Source organism: Cystobacter fuscus (genome assembly GCF_044360685.1).
GTDB classification, from domain to species: domain Bacteria; phylum Myxococcota; class Myxococcia; order Myxococcales; family Myxococcaceae; genus Cystobacter; species Cystobacter fuscus_C.
This window is the reverse complement of sequence record NZ_CP043491.1, coordinates 1181562-1200748: the sequence shown is the minus strand read 5'-3', so window position 1 is coordinate 1200748 and position 19187 is coordinate 1181562. Positions and strand designations below refer to the sequence as shown.

Sequence of the window (19187 nt, the reverse complement as noted above, 5' to 3'; positions counted from 1 at the left end):
CAACCCTCTGCCGTGAAAAAGGACCCATGTCTGCACTCCGACTCCTGGCTCTCTCGCACCTGTTGCTCGCCGGCCTCCCTGCGCGTGGAGACGAGCTTCGTCCCGGGGCCGATCTGATCGTTTTCAACGCGAAGATCACCACTCAGCACCTGGCGCAGCCGGCGGCTTCCGCGGTCGCGATCAAAAGAGGGCGGATCTACGCAGTGGGCGACGACGCCGAGATCCTCGCCCTCAAGAACAGCAAAACCCAACTGATCGATGCGGAGGGGCATCGCCTGATCCCGGGCCTCAATGAAGCCCACGTCCACGTGCTGAATGAGAACAACTACAACTACAACGTGAGGTGGGACGGGGTTCCCACCTTGAGCCGCGCCCTCGAGATGTTGAAGGAACAGGCCAAAAGAACGCCCAAGGGCCAATGGGTCAAGGTGATCGGGGGTTGGTCGCCGTATCAGTTCAAGGAGAACCGGTTCCCGACCCCGGAGGAGCTGAACGCCGCGGTACCTGACCGGCCGTACATCGTTCAATACGCCTACAACCAGGCGTTCTTGAACGAGTTGGCGATGAAGGAGATCGGCGTGGGAACCCCCAAGTTCCAGATGCCGCCCGGCACGGAGTTCGAGAAAGACAAGCAAGGCAAGTACACCGGCGTCGTGCGAGGGTTCACCTGGACCTTCGTGGCGCTCGAAGCGGTGGTCCCGTTGCCTTCCTTCGAGGAGAAGGTGAACTCGCTCGCCTACGCGATCAACGACTTGAACCGGTTCGGAGTGGTATCAGCGCTGGAGTCCGGCAGCATCATCCCCTACCCGGAAGGGCACAAGCCCATTGAAGCCCTGATCAAGGATCAGCGTTTGAACGTTCGTTTGCCTTTCATGGATCTCCAGCTCGTCGAGCCCGGCGCTTCGATGGTGGACGCCGAGATCGATGCCATCACCCAGAAGTCTCCGACCAGCCCCGGGGACAACACGCACCCAACCCTGGCGCATGGTCACGAATACCAAACCAACGGAGAAGTGCTGAACGCCCAACTCCACGACCATGAGAACTTCGACCGGCCGGCGGTGGTGATCGATCGGGAACTCATGCGAAAGACCGTCGAAGAGGACGTGGGCAAGCTGGTGAAGCGGCGAAGCCCGTTCCGGATGCATGTCAGCTACGACGAGAACATCTCTCCATTCCTGGATGCTCTGGAATCGCTGAACAAGAAAATGCCTTTCGACGGCCTGCGGTGGAGCATCGAGCACGCCGAAACGATCAGCCCGAAAAACATCGAAAGGATCAAGAAACTGGGCGGCGGAATCGCGCTGGACGACAAGATGGCGCTCCACGGAGACGGCTTCATCAAGACCCACGGCCGCGAGGTGGCCCTGCAGACGCCTCGCTTGCGTCAGCTCGTCGACAGCGGGATCCCGCTGGCCATGACCACCGACGGATTCAGGGCTTCTTCTTACAACCCGTGGGTGGCTATCCAGTGGATGGTCACCGGCAAGTCGGTGTCGGGCTCGGAGATCCTGGCCAAGGACAACCGCCTGAGCCGGGAAGAGGCGCTCAAACTCTATACTTTGGGTGCCGCGTGGTTCACCAAGACCGAGAACGAGAGCGGGAGGATCGCGCCGGGCAACCTAGCGGACTTCGCGCTGCTGAGCACCGACTACTTCTCGGTGCCGGAAGGGGAGATCCAGCACATCACTTCCGTGATGACCGTCGTGGACGGGAAGGTCGTGTTCGGTGCGGGCAAATACAGCAAACTCGCTCCGGAACTGCCGAAGATCATCCCGACGTGGTCCCCGATCAAGTACTTCGGCGGCTACTCTGGCGCGAAATGACGAGCTGTTCCGATGAGAGGCGTCAGACGATGAGCAGACCTGCCGCCGGACGAAGCGACTTCAGCTTCACGGCGGCCAGGGTGGCCAGGAAGTCGGTCCCTGCCGAGGACAGCTTGGCTTGATCGTAGATCACCACGACGGGCAGCCTGGGCGGGGCCGGCAGCACCGGACGGAAGTTGAGCCGGCTGCCCGCGAGCTTCGCCATCGTCTCGAAGCCGATCGCGACGCCTTTGCCGGACTCGACGGCCGCGAAGAGACTGGAGATCCCGTCGCACTCCATCACGATGTTCGGCTCCTCGGTGAACCCGGAGAGGATCTTCCGGATCGCCGAATGAGCCTCCGGGTGCTCGCTCTTCGTGAAGGTGATCAGCCCTTCCTTCGCGACTTCGGCCAACGGCACTTGCTTCAGCTTCGCGAAACGGTGCTCTTTGGGGAAAGCCACGGTGACGCCGTAGCTTCCGAGCTCTTTCATCGCCAGCCCCTCGAATGACTGGGGGGCGACGCCGATGGTGATTCCGAGATCCAGCTTCAGATCCCTCACGCCGCGGACGATCCCGTTGCTCGACAGGTCTTTGAGCTCGATCTGGATCGATGGATGCTGCTTGTGGAAAACCCGCATCGCTTGCTTCAGGATTTCCACGGCCGGCGTGGCGGCGAATCCGATCCTCAGGATGGACCGATGCGAAGGCGATTTCCGTCGCACCTTCTCGACGGCGTCTTCGACCCGACGGAGGATGACCTTGCATTCGGCGAGAAACACCTTGCCCGCTTCCGTCAGAGCGATGGAATTGGGATATCGCTCGAGGAGATCGACTCCGAGTTCCTCCTCCAAGTCGCGGATTTGCCGGCTGAGCGCAGGTTGAGAAACATGAAGCAGTTGCGCCGCGCGGGTCACGCTGATCTGCTCGGCAACCGCCGCGAAATACCTCACGTGTCTGAGTTCCATGATCGCAGCATAACCAAAAGGCATGCTAGCGGCACCCAAAAGGTATTTACCGGCTCAGCGCGTGAGGGCCATGACGAAGATGCGCTGGCTCTGGGGTGTCTCCTCGCACGTGCCATCCACGGCAGGCACGTAGCCTAGCCCCACCACCCGCACTCCGTATCGGGCGTGGGAGGCCACGGAGTGCACCTTCGGCAGGCACAGCTCCGGGACCATGTCTTTCACGGCGCGCTCCCACTGCTTGCTCCCCGTCCAGGACAGGGCCACCACCGAGTTCGCCTCGACTCCTGCCACAATCATCCCCAGAGCGTCCGTGGTGATGGCTCTGGGCTGACCGGGGATCTCCCGGGTAGGAATCCCGGTGGCCACCGCGCCGAGCGGCTTGCCTTGGCCCGAGAACCGCACCATGACGAAGTCATCGCCGAGCGGGATGACACTCGTTCCGAAGGTGAAGCCCTCGGAACGGCTCCGGCGTCCCACCACTCCCAGCTGTCCATCCGGAAGCTCCGCGGGATTCTCCTGTCCGAAGATGGGGAGGACGTGCGACCAGAGCGGCTCGAAGGACTCGGACCGCCGGCTGAGCTTGCCGTCTCCCCAGCTCAGCAGCGTGGACTGGCTGACGTGCGTCAGGTACGGCGGAGGAGGATTCACCATCACATCGGTCAGCACCTGGTTCATGGCGTCGCGGCGCTGCATGGAGGGCCACTGGACTCCCGCGCCATGATAGAGGCAGCGCGAGATCCAGAAGTCCTCGCCCGAGGTGGCGACTCCTGTAGGCACGTATTCGATGCCCAGGCTGCGGGTGCAGGCGCCCTGCCCATCCATCAGAAGCAGCCGGTTGGCTTGCTTGCCGTCGAGCACCTCGGCGCAGCCGAAGTCGATGCTGGTGGTGCCATATTCACGCCCCCCTCCACTCCAGGGTGGACAGAAAGCGCGTATCGGGCGCGATGTTCAGATCGATCTGCGTGAGCACCCCCGTCTGCTGTCAACACGCCCCAACTCCCCTGCCTCTCTCCTCAAGCGAGGGCGGCCAGGGCAGGGGTGTGCCCCAAGGGGTTGCACCGCCCCGTGTCCTGGCGCGGCGCGCGGCCTTGCTAGCCCCGGCAGCGGCCCTTCTCGGCCTCTCCGCTCCAGCCCTCACCCTTTCCCCACTATCGGTGAAGTCAAGAAGCGGTGCGGCATCCCGGTGATGGCCCGAGACCGGCTCGCGCCGCCCGGAGACCGGCTGGCGACAAGCGCATGGAGCCTGGGAGGACCGGGCCCCATCGTGGCTCTCCAGGAGGGACCATGAACCCGATACCGCGACCCGCCACCGAGCGCCGCCCCGACCTGGACTGGCTCCGGGTGGTGGCGATCCTGCTGCTCCACCTCTTCCACACCGGAATGATGTTCAACTCCTGGGACTGGCACCTGAAGGCCCCCGAGCTCCTGCCCGTCCTGGAGCCCTCCATGGAGTTCCTGCACCACGTGCGCATGCCCCTGCTGATGCTCATCTCGGGCGCGGTCACGGCCATGGCCCTGAGACGGCGGGGGCTCGGGGCGTTCGTGTGGGACCGGACGAAGCGCCTGCTGTGGCCGCTCGTCTTCGGCATCTTCGTCATCGTCCCCCCGCAGATCTACGCCGAGCGCCTCTTCCGGGGCACCTTCCACGGCGGCTACCTGGACTTCTACCCGTCCGTCTTCCAGTTCGTGTCCTACCCCGCGGGCAGCTTCAGCTGGCACCACCTCTGGTTCGTGGCCTACCTCTTCATCTACTGCCTCCTGGCCGCGCCCCTGTTCGCGTGGCTGGAGACAGCGAGAGGCCGGGCCTTCTTCGAGCGCGCCGAGGCGTGGCTCGCGCGGGGCTGGAACCCCTGGCTCCTCTTCCTGCCCCTGGCCCTGGGCCGCATCCTGCTGCGGCGCTTCCCCGAGACGCACGCGCTCACCGACGACCCCAACACCTTCGTCTACTACGGCCAGCTCTTCCTGCTCGGGCACATCCTCGGCCGGGGCTCCCGGCTCCAGGAGCGGCTGGTGGTCATGCGCCACCGTTCCCTGGCAATCTCCGGGGTGCTCTTCGCGCTCATGGTGCCCTCCTTCGAGTACCCCTTCCCCTTCGAGCACCTCGGCACCTACGCCCTCGTGTGGTGCCTGCTGCTCACCGCCCTCGGCTACGCGCGGGCCCACATCCCCACGCGCAGCGCCTGGGTGACGTACGCCCAGGAGCTCGCCTATCCGTTCTACATCTTCCACCAGACCGTCATCGTGCTCGTGGGCTTCGCGCTCCTGCGGCCGGCCGTGGGCCCGTGGACCCGCTTCGGACTGGTGCTCACCCTGTCCTTCCTCGTCACCTGGGCGCTCTGCGAGTGTGTGAAGCGCGTGCCCTGGCTCCGCCCCTGTTTCGGCATGGCGGGCCGGAAGCCGGTGGCGCCAGGTGCGGTTCCCACCCCGAGCCCCCTCGAGGCCAGGTCCGGAGCCTGAGTCCCCATGGAAGCGACCCCCACGCGCCAGCCCGCCCTGGAGTCCCGCCCCTGGCGTTGGCCCGTCCTCCGCGCCCGCGAGGCCCTGGCGCTGCTGGGGTTCGGCGTGGCGGTGGGCCTCTGGCTGGGCAGCACGGTGTGGCTCACGATGAGGGCGGACGGCAGCACCGTCCCCTGGACCCGCCCCTTCCTGTGGGAGCTCACCGGAGCCCTCGCGGCCTTCCCGCTGCTTCCCATGGTCCAGACCGCCATCCTGAATGCCCCGAGCCCTCGTGCCTCCGGGAGGAGCCGTGGCGCGGCCTGGGGGCGGTTCCTCGGCATCCACCTGGGCACCTGGCTGCTCTACACGTCCCTGCACATCCTCTTGATGGTGGGCTCGCGGAACCTGCTCTACGCGCTCCTCGGGTGGGGCTCCTACGATTACGGGCACCTGGGCTTCCGGGTGCCCATGGAGGCCCAGAAGGATCTGATCGTCTACGTGCTCGCCTACGCGGGCCTCACCGTCTACGCGGCCTGGAAGGAGCGCCAGGAGAACGCCCTGCGCGAGGCCCGGCTCGAGGGGCAGCTCAAGGCGGCCCAGCTCCGCACGCTCATGGGCCAGCTCAACCCGCACTTCCTCTTCAACGCGCTCAACACCATCAGCTCCGTGATGTACGAGGACTTGGCGAAGACGGACCGGCTCCTGAGCGACCTGGGGCTGCTGCTGCGCGAGAGCCTCGAGCGCGGCACCGGTCCCACCTGGCCACTCGCCGACGAGCGCAAGCACACCGAGCGGTTCCTCGCCCTGATGCAGGCCCGTTTCGGAGAGCGGCTCCGCGTCCGCTGGGAGCTGGAACCCGGCCTGGAGCCCCTCCCCGTCCCCCGCTTCGCGCTCCAGCTCCTGGTGGAGAACGCCCTCAAGCACAACCAGGAGCAGCTCACCGGGCTGGAGGTCCGACTCCGCGCCTGGAGCGAGGGGGGCGCCCTGCTGCTGGAGGTCGAGGACACCGGCCGGGGCCTCGCGCGCCCCTCCCTGGCGACGCACGGCGCCGGCCTGGGCCTCACCGGGCTCCGGCAGGCGCTGGAGCTGCTCCACGGGCCCGAGGGCCACCTGGAGCTGGGAGCGGGCCCCGAGGGTGGCGCCCGCGTCCGCATCCGGGTCCCCGTGACGAGGGCCCGCTCCGAGGAGGCCCTGCCATGACGACGCCCCTCTCCGTGCTGGTGGTGGATGACGAGGCCCCCGCCCGGGCCAAGGTGAAGCGCTTCCTCGCGGACGATGCGCGGTTCACCCTGGCCGGCGAGGCCCAGGACGGCGCCGAGGCGGTGGCACGCATCGAGGCGCTGAAGCCCCACCTGGTGCTGCTCGACATCCAGATGCCGGGGCTCACCGGCTTCGAGGTGCTGGAGACCCTGGGGCCCGAGCACTGCCCCGAGGTCATCTTCTCCACGGCCTATGATCAGTTCGCCCTGAAGGCCTTCGACGCCCACGCCGTGGACTACCTGCTCAAGCCCTACGACGCCGAGCGCTTCCGGAGGGCACTGGACAAGGCGTGGACCCGGCTCGACGGAGGGCGCACGGACACGGAGCGCCTGAAGGCGTTGCTCTCCAGCCTGGAGCCTCCCCGGGAAAAACCCCTGGAGCGCCTGCTGGTGAAGACCGGGGAGGCCTGGGTCGCCCTGCGCGTGGACCGGGTGAGCCGCTTCTCCGCCGAGGACAAGTACGTGCGCGTCTTCTCCGACGAGGGCCAGCACCTGGTGCGCCAGACGCTCAAGCACCTCGAGGAGCGCCTGGATCCGCGGCGCTTCGTGCGCGTCCACCGCAGCGAGCTCGTCAACCTCGACGCCGTGGTCCGGCTGGAGCCCTGGAGCCATGGCGATGGTCTGCTGATGCTCCGGGACGGAGGCTCCGTGGTGCTCAGCCGCACCTACCGCGAGGCCTTCCTGGAGCGCTGGGGCGTGGAGGGATAGGCTCCCTCGAGCCCCGCAAAGACCGCCTCCCTCAAGCGGGGACGGAGGCGGGCCCACAGAAGGAGAGCCTCTGCTTGGCCGCGACGGTGGAGGAGCCGAGGAAGCAGAGGACGGCGCGGGTGGATGGGGCCGGGCTGCTGCGCAGGACGTTCGCACTAGACGTGTTCGCCTGTCCGCGGTGCGGAGGCAGGCGAAAGGTGGGCCTGATCCGCTTTTGTGGACATACCTCGTAAGTCGGCTACACGGGAGGTAGTGTCCATGGAGAGAAGAAAGAGGCGGAGCTTCAACGCGGAGTTCAAGGCCGAGGCAATCCGACTGGTGCGCGAGGGAGGCAAGAGCGTCTCCCAAGTGGCCAAGGACCTGGACCTGACGGACTCAGCCCTGCGCAACTGGATGAAGCAGGCGGAGGTGGATGCGGGCAAGGGCCCCGCGGGCGCTCTCACCACCGCCGAGCGGGAGGAGTTCGCGCGGCTACGTAAGGAGAACCGCCAGCTGACGATGGAGCGTGACTTCTTAAAAAACTCCTCTCGCTCGGTACCGCACCGCCTGTTGCGGAAGAAACTGGAGGGCGTCTGCGACGGCGCGCTCGGTTGCGAGCGGGTCCAAGAAATGGGACGCTTGCGGTCATGTCGTAGAAGGTTACTTCCCAAGTCCCGTCCTAGGGTTACGCTCACGATTCGCTGGGTGGAGCGGCCGTCTACTTTTTGGTGCAGCAGTCGAGCCCGTTAAAAAACATGGTCCGGAGAGGGTTGCGGACTTGCAAGTGGTGATGCCCTCTGGGCAATCCCGTTTAGGAAATTGATTCATTGCGCCCTCTCTCCGCCCGGCACCTGCTGGAGGGAAGCCGAAATGAAGAAGATGGGGACAAAGAAGGGAGTTCAGAGGCGCCGCACCCTCACGTCGCTGCATCCGGATGCGGCGGGCCTCGACGTGGGCGCCACTTTCCACGTGGTCGCGGTGCCGCCGGGACGTGCCGAGAGGTCGGTTCGCTCCTTCCGCAGCTTCACCACGGAGCTCCACGCACTCGCCGACTGGCTGACGGAGGTGGGCATCAAGACCGTGGCGATGGAATCCACGGGAGTCTATTGGATTCCCGTCTACGAGATTCTCGAGGCGCGGGGCTTCGAGGTCCTGCTCGTCAATGCGCGGGACGTCAAGCACGTGCCCGGCCGCAAGACGGATGTCAACGATGCTCAATGGCTGCAGCAACTGCACGAGCACGGACTGCTGCGCGGTAGCTTTCGGCCGCGCGAGCAGGTCGTGCAGCTACGCGTCTATCTGCGCCACCGCGAGCGACTCATCGAGTACGCGGCGAGCCACATCCAGCACATGCAGAAGGCCCTCATGCAGATGAATGTCCAGCTCCATCACGTGGTGACGGACATTACAGGTGTGACCGGTATGAGGATTGTTCGGGCCATCGTCGTGGGGGAGCGGGATCCGAGAGTCCTCGCCTCCTATCGCGACGTACGCTGCAAGGCGTCGCTCGAAACCATCGAGGAGGGTCTCAAGGGCAACTATCGGCCCGAGCACGTGTTCGCGTTGCGTCAGGCCCTTGAGCTGTACGACTTCCATCATCGGAAAGTGGCGGAGTGCGACGCGGAGGTGGAGCGAGTCATGCACGCGCTCAACGCGGGACGCGTAGCACCGACGAGACCTCTTCCAAAGGTACGCCATGCGTCCGGTCGCCATGAGCCCGCCTTCGACGCCCGGGGCGCGCTTTATACATTGCTGGGGGCTGACCTCTCCCAAATCCACGGCTTTGGGCCCTACACCGTGCTTCGTCTCATCGCCGAGTGCGGCGACGACATGCGCAAGTGGCCAACAGCCAAGCACTTCACCTCGTGGCTGTGCCTGGCGCCAGGCAATAAGATATCTGGAGGCCGACTGCTCAGCTCACGTACACGTCGCTCCTCCAATCGCGCGGCCACACTGCTGCGGATTGCCGCTGTCAGCATCGGTCGCACGCAAACCGCCCTGGGTGCCTTCTACCGGCGCCTGGCGGCGCGTACCGGCAAGGCCAAGGCGGTCACCGCCACCGCGCGCAAGCTCGCCGTCCTCTTCTACAATGCGCTCCGCCATGGTCTTGCGTACGAGGACCCGGGTGTCGGCTACTACGAAGAGCGCTACCGGCAGCGCGCCGTGCGCAATCTAGAGCGCAGGGCTCGGCAACTGGGGTACACCCTGGTGACCCCTGAAGCGGCCACGGGAGGAGTTTCTTAGGAAAGCGGCGGCCTTCTTCGCGAAGGAGGGCTCGACGTGAAGTTCGAGCTGATGGACGCGCAGAAGGCCCTCTTCCCCGTGAAATTCATGTGCCAGCAGTTGGGCGTGTCGCGCTCGGGCTACTACGCCTGGCAAGGACGTCCGGAGTCCGCGCGGCAGGCGTCGGACCGGGTGCTGGCCGAGGAAGTCAATCGGGTGCACCAGGAGAGTCGTCGCACGTACGGCAGCCCGCGAGTGCATGCGGAGTTGCGCGCCCGCGGCCAGCGGGTGAGCCGCAAGCGCGTGGTGCGTCTCATGCGTGCGCAGGGTCTGGCCGCTCGCAGGCGACGGCGCTACGTGACCACGACGGACTCGCGTCACCGCCAGCCCGTGGCGCCCAATGTCCTGGCGCGGGACTTCTCTCCCGCGCAACCCAACACCAGCTGGGTGACAGACATCACCTACGTAGGCACTCGCGAGGGCTGGCTGTACCTGGCGGTGGTGCTCGACCTGTTCTCGCGCAAGGTGGTGGGCTGGTCCATGAGCGACAGCATTGACCGGCACCTGGTGCTCGGTGCGCTGGACATGGCGCTCGAGGGCCGTCATCCCCCACGCGGGCTGTTGCACCACTCGGACCGGGGCAGTCAGTACGCCAGCGAGGACTACAGAAGCGCCCTGGAAGCTCGTGGCATGGAGTGCAGCATGTCGCGCAAGGGCAACTGCTGGGACAACGCCGTGGTGGAGAGCTTCTTCAGTACGCTGAAGCAGGAGCTCGTCTACACCACGGACTTCACCACGCACCAGCAGGCCCGATTGGCGCTCTTCGAGTACATTGAGGTTTTCTATAACCGGCAGCGGCGGCACTCGACTCTGGGCTACGTCAGTCCAGCGAACTTCGAGCTTGCAGCCTTACCGCAGAAGTTGGCAGCATAGCCCTACTGTCCACGTCAGCGGATCAAGCCCACGGCCAGCTCGTCCGGCTGCCCCTCGCGGCTTCAGCGGAAAAAGAAAACCCCGGCTCGCCTGATGGCGCCCGGGGCGTTGCTACATCCCTTGCTACAGTCTCCCGGAAAGCTGAGTCCTTTCCGGGAGATACGGAGTGGAGGCGGCGGGAATCGAACCCGCCGCCGAGGGAAGAGGTCCGCAGGGGATCCGAAACGGGCGGAAGTGAAGCGCCTCGACTCAGCCCCCCTCACCGCGACGTCGGCGGAGTGGTGAGCGCGAACGCGGCGCCCTGCGGATCCATGAGCTGCACGATGCGCTGGCCACCGGGGACCTCCATCGGGCCGTTGAGCACCCGCGCCCCCTTCGCCGTCGCGCGGGCAAGCGCGGCGTCCAGGTCCTCGACCGTGACGTAGTACATCCACGAGGCGTGAAGACCGCGATGACCGCCCCCTGCGGGTCCCCAATCACCGCGAAGCGTCCCACGGAGGGGACATCCTCTTTCACGTAGACCTGGCCGCCGAGGCGCTTCACCTCCGCGACGGTTTCGTCGACGTTCGCGACCTGCACGTTCGCCTGCCAGTAGGACGACGCGCCCAACTTCTTCGCGGGCTCGGGCAATGCGGTCACGCCGCCGAGTGACCCCTGGCCGCCGATCCACATCCCAGGCCGGCTACTGGGACGAGCGCTGAGCTCCAGATCAGGGTCCGCGAGCCCTCACTGAGGCTGGGGGATCTCCAGATGGAACGCGGGATCCCCATCCGCCGGGCCCAGGAAACTCGAGACCTCGGGGTTGGCCCGGATGGCGGCGATGAAGGCCTCGTGTTGGCTCTCGGGAATGGATCTCGGCGAGATGTCGATGATGTTGAGGCGCGCGATCTGCTCGGGCGACGCGGCGTGCCGCGAGACGGTGGACGGACCCAGTTCGTTGATCTTGTCCGTCATCGCCCGCAGGGTCTCTTCCCTCGACAGGCCCGCGTTCTGGGCGGCCACATAGGTCTCGACGACGGCATCTCCGGGCGCCCCATAGAGCGCCAACTGACTTCGGACGCCCTTGTTCTGGATGTTGTCATACATCGCCCGGGCCTGCGCCTCGGGCGTCCGAGCCGTGCTGGAGATCCGCAGGTTCGTCACCCCCGCCGCGGCCATGATGTCCTGCACCACCCGCGTCGAGTGGGCGCTGAAGGCCGAGGGGACCACGTCCGCGCCGAGTTGGATGCCAGGGGCCGTCGCGGTCCGTGGGGCCAGATTCGCGGGCCTCGTCTGCGGAATCGGTGCCTGCGGGGCCGGTTGGTCCAAGTGCGCTGGCCGCGGCTGGGGAAGGGGTACGCTCTGGTTCTGCCTCTGGAACGACGTGGTCGGCAATCCCATCGACTTGAGATGTCCCGTCGAGTCGAGCTCCCTGGCCTTGAACGATGTCGGGGGGCCCATCGCGGTGGCCTGCAGCGCGCCCGGCCCGAAGGAGGGGGCCGTCAGCACGGCCTGCTGTTCGAGCGGCTTGGGATCCAACTCCGGTCTCACGGAAGAGCGGGGAGGCTTCGGCGAGAAGCGGCTCTCATCGAAGTTCACCCGCGCGGGGGATGCCGGCTTGCTCTCCACCGGGATGCTGTTCGTCCCGCTGTTGTTCGCGGCCGGGGCGGGCGCGTTGCTGGTGGACGAAGTGCCCGAGGAACCGCGATTGGGACTGGAACCACCAACCGAATCGACCCCCATGAACGACGCTCCTTCTCCGAAAAAAGGTTTGAGTCCCAGCATAGTTGAAAATGTTGCCCGGAGTGAACCAGGGCAGACTCCTCCGGAAGGAACTGTCCTCCTGGCAGCCCCTTACGAGTCGTCTGACACCTGGTCTGAGACACCTGGTCTGAGCCCCTTACGAGTCGTCTGACACCTGGTCTGTCGGCGGCGACGTGGCTGTCGAGAAAGTGCCGCACGACGGTGTGGTAAATTGTTCCGGATGAGCGCCACAATCACCGAGGACCCAGGAGCAGCAGTCGTGCGGAGCGTATGCCCGCACAACTGCCCGGACACCTGTTCCATTCTGACCACGGTCAAGGCTGGCCGCGCTGTCGAGGTACGAGGCAATCCCGACCATCCGACGACTCGGGGCTTCCTCTGCGCGAAGGTCTCTCGGTACCTGGAGCGTACCTATCATGCCGGCCGCGTGCTCCAACCGATGCGCCGCGTGGGCGCGAAAGGTGAGGGGCGCTTCGAACCGATCTCCTGGAAGGAGGCGCTCGACGAGATCGCGCGCCGGTTCAAGGGGATCATCGCGGAGTGGGGGGCGCAGGCCATCCTGCCGTACTCGTTCAGCGGCACGCTCGGGCTGCTGCACAACAGTTCGATGGATCGGCGCTTCTTCCACAAGCTCGGCGCCTCGCTCCTCGATCGCACCATCTGCGGCTCCGCCGGCGTGGCTGGCATGGCCTACAGCATGGGCAGTTCCATGGGCATGGATACAGAGAGCTTCGAGGGAGCGCGCACGATCCTCCTGTGGGGCACCAACACGCTGACCTCGAACCCCCACCTCTGGCCGTTCGTCACCGCGGCTCGCAAGAGAGGGGCGAGGGTGATTGCGATCGATCCACGCAAGACGCGGACCGCGGAGCAGTGCGATGAGCATATCGCGCTGCTGCCGGGGACTGACGCGGCGCTGGCGCTCGGGATGATGCACGTCATCTTCCGTGACGGCCTGGGCGACGAGGATTACATGGCCCGATACTGCGTGGGCCGGGACGAGCTGGCGGCGCGCGCCGCCGAGTACCCGCCTGAGCGGGTGGCGGCCATCTGCGGTATCCCAGCGGCATCGGTCGAGGCCCTCGCGGTTGAATACGCGACGAGCAAGCCCGCGGCCATCCGCATGAATTTCGGGATGCAGCGCCACACGGGCGGAGGGATGGCGGCGCGCGCCATCACGTGCTTGCCAGCGGTGACCGGCGCATGGCGCTCCGCCTCTGGCGGTCTCCAGCTATGGACCTTCGAGACCTTCCCGGTCAATCATGCCGCGTTGCAGCGGTTTGAGCTGATCCCGCCCGGCACCCGCACGCTCAACATGGTCGAGCTCGGGCGGATCCTCACGGAGGTCTCCGACCCACCCGTCAAGGCCCTGTTTGTCTACAATTCCAATCCAGCCAGCGTGGCTCCCGACCTGGAGCGCGTCAAGGCCGGGCTCCGGCGCGAGGATCTCTTCACGGTCGTTCACGACCAGTTCCACACCGACACGGCCAACTTCGCGGATCTCCTCCTCCCGGCGACCACGCAGCTCGAGCACGTGGACATGCACATCGGGTACGGCCACCTGTATGTCATGTGGAACGCGGCGGCAATCGCGCCGCTCGGCGAGGCCATTCCGAATACGGAACTCTTCCGGAGGCTCGCGGCGCACATGGGCTTCAACGAGCCGTGCTTCCAGGACAGTGACGAGGCCATGGCGCGCCAGGCGCTGCAGAGCGAGCACCCATGGCTCGCGGGGATCACCTTCGAGCGCGTTCGAGCCGAGGGCTCGGTGCGCCTGAATGTTCCAACGCCGTTCGCGCCGTACGCCGAAGGAGGCTTCTCGACGCCCTCCGGCAAGTGCGAGCTCTTCTCCGCGAGGATGGCCCGCGACGGCCATGACCCGCTGCCGTCATGGACTCCCCCACGGGAGAGCAGCGCGTCGAGCCCTGAGCTCTTCGCACGCTATCCGCTGGCGCTGATCTCACCGCCCGGTCATTACTTCTTGAACAGCACGTTCAGCAATGTGCTGACGCGCTTCGAGAAGGGCCCGCGGTTGGAGATCCACCCCACCGACGCGGCGGCGCGCGCGATCGTCAACGGCCAGAGGGTCCGTATCCGCAACGATCGCGGCGCGTTCCTGGCCGATGCCGTCGTGACGGAGAGAGCGCGACCAGGGGTGGTCGTCGCTCCGTCGCTCTGGTCGAGCGCGCTCACACCTGATGGGCGGAACGTGAACCACACGACGTCGCAGTCGGTGACCGACATGGGCGGCGGGGCGACGTTCTACGACAACCTCGTGCAGGTCGAGGGCGCGGGCTGAGCGCGCGCTGAAGCCTCCTACGACGACTCGCCCACCACCGCGCGCCGGATGCCCTTCAGCTTGTCGGGGTTGCGCGTGACGTAGAGGGCGACGATCCGGCCGTCCTCGATGGCAAGCGCCGTGGTCTGCAGCATTCCATCCGGATCCAGCGTGACGTACGCGGGCAGGCCGTCGATGGTGCCTTCGTGCACGAGCTGCGCCGAGCCCACGGCTGGAATGCGCCACACCGCTGCGAAGAGGCGCACCAGCTTCTCCCGGCCGTAGATGGGATTGAGGACCGCCTTCGCCTTGCCGCCGCCGTCGGCGTACAGGATGGCGTCCTGGGCCAGCAGTGCCTGGAGCGCCCGCGTGTCGCCGCTCCGGGACGCGGCATGGAACGCCGAGGCCAGCTCGTGGCCCTTCGCCTCCGTCACGGGGAAGCGGGGCCGGGCCTCCTGCACATGCTCCCGCGCCCGGCTGGCGAGCTGGCGGCACGCCGCGGGAGCGCGGTCGATGGCCTTCGCCACCTGCTCGAAGTCCATGCCGAACACGTCGTGCAGGAGGAACGCGGCGCGCTCCAGCGGGGACAGGCGCTCCAGGGCCATCATCAGGGTCAGCGTCAAGTCATCGCCCTCCACTGTCTCGATGATGGGCTCTGGAAGCCAGGTCCCCACGTACTCCTCGCGCCGGACGCGCGCGGACTTCAGGACGTCCAGGCACAGGCGCGTCACCGTGCGGACGAGCACGGCCTCGGCGTCCCGCACGACGTCGCGGTTCGTCTGGTGCCAACGGAGATACGCCTCCTGCACCACGTCCTCCGCCTCCGCGACGATGCCCAGCATCCGGTACGCGATGCGGAGCAGCTGGGGGCGGAGCGGGTCGAAGACGTCCGCGGGATTTGAATCAGGCGGCTTCACTGCGAGGGGTCACCGGGTGCACGGTCCGGAAGCCGAGGACGAGCCGGTTCGCGGTGTTGATGACGCCAATCATGAGGGTCAGCTTCACGATCTCCTCTTCGGTGAAGTGCGGCTTGAGCGCAGCGTAGTCCTCATCCGGGGCATGTGTCGTGGAGACGAGCGTCAGGGCCTCGGTCCAGCCCAGGGCCGCCCGCTCGCGGTCGGTGTACAGCGGCGACTCACGCCAGCCGTTCAGAAGGTAGATGCGCTCCTCGGTCTCCCCATGTGCGCGGGCGTCGCGGGTGTGCATGTGGATGCAGAAGGCGCAGCCATTGAGCTGGGACGAGCGGATCTTGACGAGCTCGCGGAGGCTCGGCTCCAGCCCCAGGGCCTCCACCTTCTTGCTGAAATCCACCATGAGATTGAGGGCGTCCGGCGCGACCGCGAAAGCATTCATCCGGGGCTTCATGTGCAGGTCCTCGTTCTGGGGGGGCGAAGTGCCCTCCCCTCCCCAGGACGACGCAGCCGGTGCCGCGTGTGACATGGCCATTTCAAATGGCTAAAAGGACCCAGGAGGCACCCCCGGATGAAGACCGTGAACGATGTGGAGACGCTCGAACGCCTGTACGGGGTTCCCGGGAAGTCGTCCGTGCTCAAGGAGGTGGACCACCTCCACCCTGCATACCGGCCCTTCATCGAGCGATCTCCGTTCATGGTCCTCGCCACGTCCGGCCCTGGAGGGCTGGATGCCTCGCCGCGAGGAGACCCCGCCGGGTTCGTGGTCATCGAGGACACGCGCACGCTGCTGCTGCCCGACCGCCGAGGCAACAACCGCATGGACTCGCTGCGGAACATCCTGGCGGATCCGCGCGTCGCGCTGCTGTTCTTCGTCCCGGGCGTGAACGAAACCCTGCGTGTCAACGGCCGGGCGAGCATCGTCATCGAGCCGTCCATGCTGGAGCGCTTCACCTTCGATGGGAAGGCGCCGCGCTCCGTGCTGCGCATCACCGTGGAGACGGTCTACTTCCAATGCAGCCGCGCGTTGGTCCGCTCCAGGCTCTGGGACCCGGCCCGGCACGTCACCCGCACCGAGTTCCCAAGCCCCGGCTCCATCCTCGAGGCGCTGAGCCCGGATGACTTCGACGGCGGCGAGTACGACCGCGAGTTGCCCGGCCGGGTGAAGGCGACGCTGTACTGAGCATCGCGCCCGCGTCGAACACCGTGGCCTTGCGCACGCGAACGCGGAGCGTCCGCCCTGCGCGCACTCATTTTCATCAGGGCCTTGACACGTCACCGCCTCGATTGACGTGTCAATGCCACGCCACACCCCTCTGACCGCCGCTGTTTCGTCCGCGAGCCCTCGCTGGGACGACGGCCTGTTTCGGGCGGCATGCCGCGTGCATACGCATCCCCACGGCACTTCAGGCGCACACGAGGAAGGGAGAAACACCGCATGCGCTTCATGGCTGGAATGGTGGTCGCGATGGGCCTGCTGGGCTGCGGCGGGGCGGACACGGACGACGTCAGCGGGCTCGAGGGTGTTGGAAGCGTGAGTGGAGAAATCGTCGGTGGGTATGTGTCCCCGGCAGGCGAGGCTCCGTGGCAGGTTTCCCTGCGGAAGTCTTCTCACTCTTGTGGAGGTGTGATCTACGATTCCAGAACGGTGATCACGGCTGCCCACTGTGTGGCCGGATATCAGCCCTCGTCGTTCTCGGTCAGATATAACAGTCTGTATCATGGTTCCGGGGGAGCGCTCGTTCCCGTCAGTTCGATCGTCGTGCATCCTTCCTACAATTCAACAACCATCGACAACGACATCGCGCTGGTCAAACTCTCCTCCGCGCTGACCTTGGGGTCAACCCAAGCCAAGGCCGTCAAGCTGCCTGCTCAAGGTTCGGATCCAGCGGCGGGCGAGATGGCACTGGCCTCGGGTTGGGGAGTGCTCTCCGCAGGCAGCTCGCTCTTTCCGGCTGCTCTGCAGAGTGTAAAGGTCCCCATCGTCTCGCGTGCGACCGCGAAGGCGGCTTACGGCTCTTCGGCCACCATCACGAACAACATGATCGCCGCGGGGATGACGGAGGGAGGCAAGGATACCTGCCAGGGAGACAGTGGAGGCCCCCTGATCATCAATGGCGAGCTCGTGGGGCTCACAAGCTGGGGCCGGAGCTGCGGGCGACCGAATACTCCGGGCATCTACACCCGGGTCGGCAAATACGTCAACTGGATCAAGGACAACGCCAGGTAGGGATGGGATGGCCTCCGATGTCCTCACCTCTGACCTTCAAAGACAAAACTGGTTGCGTGAGCAAGAATGAATGAGCAGTTGGCATTTGGGCCTCTACCGGAGCTGAACAAAAAATGCGAAAATTCCTGACTTTCTTCTCGCTGGGTAGCTGTCTGCTGATGACTGGCGCCGGAGCGCAGACTCCGCCCGCCGCGCAGCCCCAGACGCCCACGAATGCGTGCTACCTGTGGAAGGGGCGTGGAGGAGCTCCCTCGGCGAGCTACATGGCTACCCATGCGAGCTGCCGTCCATGGAATAGCAATTACGGGTGGAGCTTCTTCAAGAACACCAATGGGGTGGACTACTATCGCGGAACATTCAAGGACGCCGTGGCCTCTCCCTCCACCTGGGCGGTCTATACCGACTTCGGCTCAGCGGTTGTCTCCTCGAAGGCGGACTACGACTCCTTCGTCGCCAATACCAAGCTGTCCGGCTCATGCGGTGAATGCCTGCACTGAGCCGTCCCGCGCTGGCCGGTGCCTGTTCGCACCGGCTCGGTCGCTCCGAGGCGAGTGAAGCGCCTCGACTCAGCCACCCTCACCGCGGCGTCGGCGGAGTGGTGAGCGCGAACGCGGCGCCCTGCGGATCCATGAGCTGCACGATGCGCTGGCCACCGGGGACCTGCATCGGGCCGTTGAGCACACGCGCACCCTTCGCCGTCGCGCGAGCAAGCGCGGCGTCCAGATCCTCGACCGTGACGTAGTACATCCACGACGGCGGCACGTCGCGACCGTCGGGCGTCTTCATCCCCTTCGGCAGGGTCAGCATGCCGCCGAGCTGCTTGCCGTTGCGGCCCCACAGCAGGTACTTGCCCATCGCGCCCATGTCGAACTCGCCGAGGCGCTCCCAGCCGACGATGCGCTCATAGAAGGTGAACGCGGCTTCGTGGTCGGTCGTGTACAGCTCGTGCCACGAGAACTCGCCCTGCCTCGCGACGTCGTGCGACTGCATGTCAGCCGCGGGCGAGAAGACCGCGATGACCGCGCCCTGCGGGTCCGCGATCACCGCGATACGTCCCACGGAGGGCACATCCTCTTTCACGTAGACCTGGCCGCCGAGGCGCTTCACCTCCGCGACGGTTTCGTCGACGTTCGCGACCTGCACGTTCGCCTGCCAGTAGGACGACGCGCCCAACTTCTTCGCGGGCTCGGGCAACGCGGTCACGCCGCCGAGTGGCCCCTGGCCGCCGACCCACATCCTGTAGTCCCCGTCCCCTCCGACTTCGAACGGCTGCGTCTTCCATCCCATGACCTCGACATAGAAGGCGAGCGCGCCCTGCGGGTCGGTCGAGAGGAGTTCGTACCAGACGAAGCGGCCAGTGTCGTTCTTGCTACTCGGCTCGGTCATGGCCCGTGAACCTAGCGTACGGCACCAATGCCCGAAAAGGGTGTCAGACGACTCGTAGGAGCCATGGCTGACCGGAACACCCGCCCAGGGTTGACGCATCGAACCGCCCTGAGCGTCACGGAACAGTGGTAGACTGAAAGACTTTCATCAAGGTGATTCGTGAGTACCTCCCTCATGGCCCTGTTCCTTCAAGGCGATGAAGGACCTTCAGTCGATGATGGACAATGGGCTCATCACGCCGGACGAGTACGCGCGGAAGAAGGCGGAGATTCTCGCGCGCCTCTGAAGGGATGCAGAGCCACCTTCTCTGGGTGGGAGCTAAGTAGGTC

The 19187-nt window shown here is 65.9% G+C and carries 17 protein-coding genes and 2 pseudogenes; 12 read left to right on the top strand and 7 right to left on the bottom strand.

Annotated features, from left to right (window positions below; translation table 11 throughout):
• The first annotated feature begins 26 nt into the window (after window positions 1-26).
• On the top strand, window positions 27-1826 hold the full coding sequence (locus F0U63_RS05020; protein ID WP_002632396.1) for an amidohydrolase: 1800 nt from the start codon (window positions 27-29) through the stop codon (window positions 1824-1826).
• A gap of 22 nt (window positions 1827-1848) precedes the next feature.
• On the opposite strand, the gene F0U63_RS05015 is transcribed toward F0U63_RS05020, so the two are convergent.
• Together F0U63_RS05015 and F0U63_RS05010 are read right to left on the bottom strand one after the other, a co-directional pair.
• Window positions 1849-2796, bottom strand: coding sequence for a LysR family transcriptional regulator (locus F0U63_RS05015; protein ID WP_081713719.1), 948 nt, complete (start codon window positions 2794-2796; stop codon window positions 1849-1851).
• A 30-nt stretch (window positions 2797-2826) separates the two neighbouring features.
• Window positions 2827-3630 carry a hypothetical protein gene (locus tag F0U63_RS05010; RefSeq protein WP_395844233.1) on the bottom strand — a complete coding sequence of 268 codons (804 nt, stop codon included), beginning with the start codon at window positions 3628-3630 and terminating at the stop codon, window positions 2827-2829.
• 426 nt (window positions 3631-4056) lie between these two features.
• Between F0U63_RS05010 and F0U63_RS05005 the strand changes: the two genes are divergently transcribed.
• From F0U63_RS05005 to F0U63_RS04980, 6 genes and pseudogenes are all read left to right on the top strand, one after another.
• Window positions 4057-5229, top strand: coding sequence for an acyltransferase family protein (locus tag F0U63_RS05005; RefSeq protein WP_395844231.1), 1173 nt, complete (start codon window positions 4057-4059; stop codon window positions 5227-5229).
• A 6-nt stretch (window positions 5230-5235) separates the two neighbouring features.
• Window positions 5236-6408 carry a sensor histidine kinase gene (locus tag F0U63_RS05000; protein ID WP_095989796.1) on the top strand — a complete coding sequence of 391 codons (1173 nt, stop codon included), beginning with the start codon at window positions 5236-5238 and terminating at the stop codon, window positions 6406-6408.
• Window positions 6405-7175, top strand: a complete 771-nt coding sequence (locus tag F0U63_RS04995; protein ID WP_395844229.1) for a LytR/AlgR family response regulator transcription factor — start codon at window positions 6405-6407, stop codon at window positions 7173-7175. Before F0U63_RS05000 ends, F0U63_RS04995 begins: the two co-directional genes overlap by 4 nt.
• Before the next feature lie 258 nt (window positions 7176-7433).
• Window positions 7434-7742, top strand: a pseudogene (locus F0U63_RS04990) (transposase); the annotation flags it as partial.
• A 282-nt stretch (window positions 7743-8024) separates the two neighbouring features.
• The gene (locus F0U63_RS04985) at window positions 8025-9398 is read left to right on the top strand and encodes an IS110 family transposase (RefSeq protein ID WP_395844227.1); all 1374 of its coding nucleotides are present in this window, start codon (window positions 8025-8027) and stop codon (window positions 9396-9398) included.
• Window positions 9399-10310 (top strand): annotated as a pseudogene (locus F0U63_RS04980) (IS3 family transposase); the annotation flags it as partial. It abuts the gene before it with no gap.
• A 259-nt stretch (window positions 10311-10569) separates the two neighbouring features.
• On the opposite strand, the gene F0U63_RS04975 reads toward F0U63_RS04980, so the two are convergent.
• Together F0U63_RS04975 and F0U63_RS04970 are read right to left on the bottom strand one after the other, a co-directional pair.
• Window positions 10570-10980 carry a VOC family protein gene (locus F0U63_RS04975; protein WP_395844225.1) on the bottom strand — a complete coding sequence of 137 codons (411 nt, stop codon included), beginning with the start codon at window positions 10978-10980 and terminating at the stop codon, window positions 10570-10572.
• Window positions 10981-11036: 56 nt separating this feature from the next.
• Window positions 11037-12032 carry a hypothetical protein gene (locus F0U63_RS04970; RefSeq protein WP_395844223.1) on the bottom strand — a complete coding sequence of 332 codons (996 nt, stop codon included), beginning with the start codon at window positions 12030-12032 and terminating at the stop codon, window positions 11037-11039.
• Window positions 12033-12273: 241 nt separating this feature from the next.
• Here F0U63_RS04970 and F0U63_RS04965 point away from each other — a divergent pair, with 241 nt between their 5' ends.
• Window positions 12274-14352: a molybdopterin-dependent oxidoreductase gene (locus F0U63_RS04965; protein ID WP_395844221.1), complete on the top strand. Its 2079-nt coding sequence runs from the start codon at window positions 12274-12276 to the stop codon at window positions 14350-14352.
• A gap of 17 nt (window positions 14353-14369) precedes the next feature.
• Here F0U63_RS04965 and F0U63_RS04960 read toward each other — a convergent pair whose 3' ends face one another.
• Together F0U63_RS04960 and F0U63_RS04955 are read right to left on the bottom strand one after the other, a co-directional pair.
• Window positions 14370-15248, bottom strand: a complete 879-nt coding sequence (locus F0U63_RS04960; RefSeq protein WP_395844219.1) for a sigma-70 family RNA polymerase sigma factor — start codon at window positions 15246-15248, stop codon at window positions 14370-14372.
• Entirely contained in the window at window positions 15235-15696 is a 462-nt protein-coding gene (locus F0U63_RS04955) for a carboxymuconolactone decarboxylase family protein (protein ID WP_395844217.1), read from the bottom strand. The genes F0U63_RS04960 and F0U63_RS04955 overlap by 14 nt, the downstream gene beginning before the upstream one ends.
• 117 nt (window positions 15697-15813) lie before the next feature.
• On the opposite strand from F0U63_RS04955, the gene F0U63_RS04950 reads away from it, so the two are divergent.
• The 3 genes from F0U63_RS04950 (at window position 15814) to F0U63_RS04940 (ending at window position 17969) form a co-directional block, all read left to right on the top strand.
• Window positions 15814-16425, top strand: a complete 612-nt coding sequence (locus tag F0U63_RS04950) for a pyridoxamine 5'-phosphate oxidase family protein (RefSeq protein ID WP_095984196.1) — start codon at window positions 15814-15816, stop codon at window positions 16423-16425.
• Window positions 16426-16680: 255 nt separating this feature from the next.
• A complete protein-coding gene (locus tag F0U63_RS04945; RefSeq protein WP_395844215.1) occupies window positions 16681-17472 on the top strand; it encodes a serine protease in 792 nt (263 codons plus the stop codon).
• Window positions 17473-17585: 113 nt separating this feature from the next.
• Complete coding sequence (locus F0U63_RS04940; protein ID WP_395844213.1) at window positions 17586-17969, top strand: hypothetical protein; 384 nt, start codon at window positions 17586-17588, stop codon at window positions 17967-17969.
• Between the two features lie 79 nt (window positions 17970-18048).
• On the opposite strand, the gene F0U63_RS04935 is transcribed toward F0U63_RS04940, so the two are convergent.
• Entirely contained in the window at window positions 18049-18858 is an 810-nt protein-coding gene (locus tag F0U63_RS04935) for a VOC family protein (protein ID WP_395844211.1), read from the bottom strand.
• Window positions 18859-19054: 196 nt separating this feature from the next.
• Between F0U63_RS04935 and F0U63_RS04930 the strand changes: the two genes are divergently transcribed.
• On the top strand, window positions 19055-19144 hold the full coding sequence (locus F0U63_RS04930) for an SHOCT domain-containing protein (RefSeq protein ID WP_395844209.1): 90 nt from the start codon (window positions 19055-19057) through the stop codon (window positions 19142-19144).
• Window positions 19145-19187: the final 43 nt, after the last annotated feature.

What these genes read in the sequence shown, in the direction of transcription:
- F0U63_RS04945 (WP_395844215.1), top strand. Translation starts at nt 16,681, where the DNA reads ATGCGCTTCATGGCTGGAATGGTGGTCGCGATGGGCCTGCTGGGCTGC.
- F0U63_RS05005 (WP_395844231.1), top strand. Translation starts at nt 4,057, where the DNA reads ATGAACCCGATACCGCGACCCGCCACCGAGCGCCGCCCCGACCTGGAC.
- F0U63_RS04985 (WP_395844227.1), top strand. Translation starts at nt 8,025, where the DNA reads ATGAAGAAGATGGGGACAAAGAAGGGAGTTCAGAGGCGCCGCACCCTC.
- F0U63_RS05000 (WP_095989796.1), top strand. Translation starts at nt 5,236, where the DNA reads ATGGAAGCGACCCCCACGCGCCAGCCCGCCCTGGAGTCCCGCCCCTGG.
- F0U63_RS04950 (WP_095984196.1), top strand. Translation starts at nt 15,814, where the DNA reads ATGAAGACCGTGAACGATGTGGAGACGCTCGAACGCCTGTACGGGGTT.
- F0U63_RS04995 (WP_395844229.1), top strand. Translation starts at nt 6,405, where the DNA reads ATGACGACGCCCCTCTCCGTGCTGGTGGTGGATGACGAGGCCCCCGCC.
- F0U63_RS05015 (WP_081713719.1), bottom strand. Translation starts at nt 2,796, where the DNA reads ATGCCTTTTGGTTATGCTGCGATCATGGAACTCAGACACGTGAGGTAT.
- F0U63_RS04935 (WP_395844211.1), bottom strand. Translation starts at nt 18,858, where the DNA reads ATGACCGAGCCGAGTAGCAAGAACGACACTGGCCGCTTCGTCTGGTAC.
- F0U63_RS04955 (WP_395844217.1), bottom strand. Translation starts at nt 15,696, where the DNA reads ATGAAGCCCCGGATGAATGCTTTCGCGGTCGCGCCGGACGCCCTCAAT.
- F0U63_RS04940 (WP_395844213.1), top strand. Translation starts at nt 17,586, where the DNA reads ATGCGAAAATTCCTGACTTTCTTCTCGCTGGGTAGCTGTCTGCTGATG.
- F0U63_RS04970 (WP_395844223.1), bottom strand. Translation starts at nt 12,032, where the DNA reads ATGGGGGTCGATTCGGTTGGTGGTTCCAGTCCCAATCGCGGTTCCTCG.
- F0U63_RS05020 (WP_002632396.1), top strand. Translation starts at nt 27, where the DNA reads ATGTCTGCACTCCGACTCCTGGCTCTCTCGCACCTGTTGCTCGCCGGC.
- F0U63_RS04965 (WP_395844221.1), top strand. Translation starts at nt 12,274, where the DNA reads ATGAGCGCCACAATCACCGAGGACCCAGGAGCAGCAGTCGTGCGGAGC.
- F0U63_RS04930 (WP_395844209.1), top strand. Translation starts at nt 19,055, where the DNA reads ATGAAGGACCTTCAGTCGATGATGGACAATGGGCTCATCACGCCGGAC.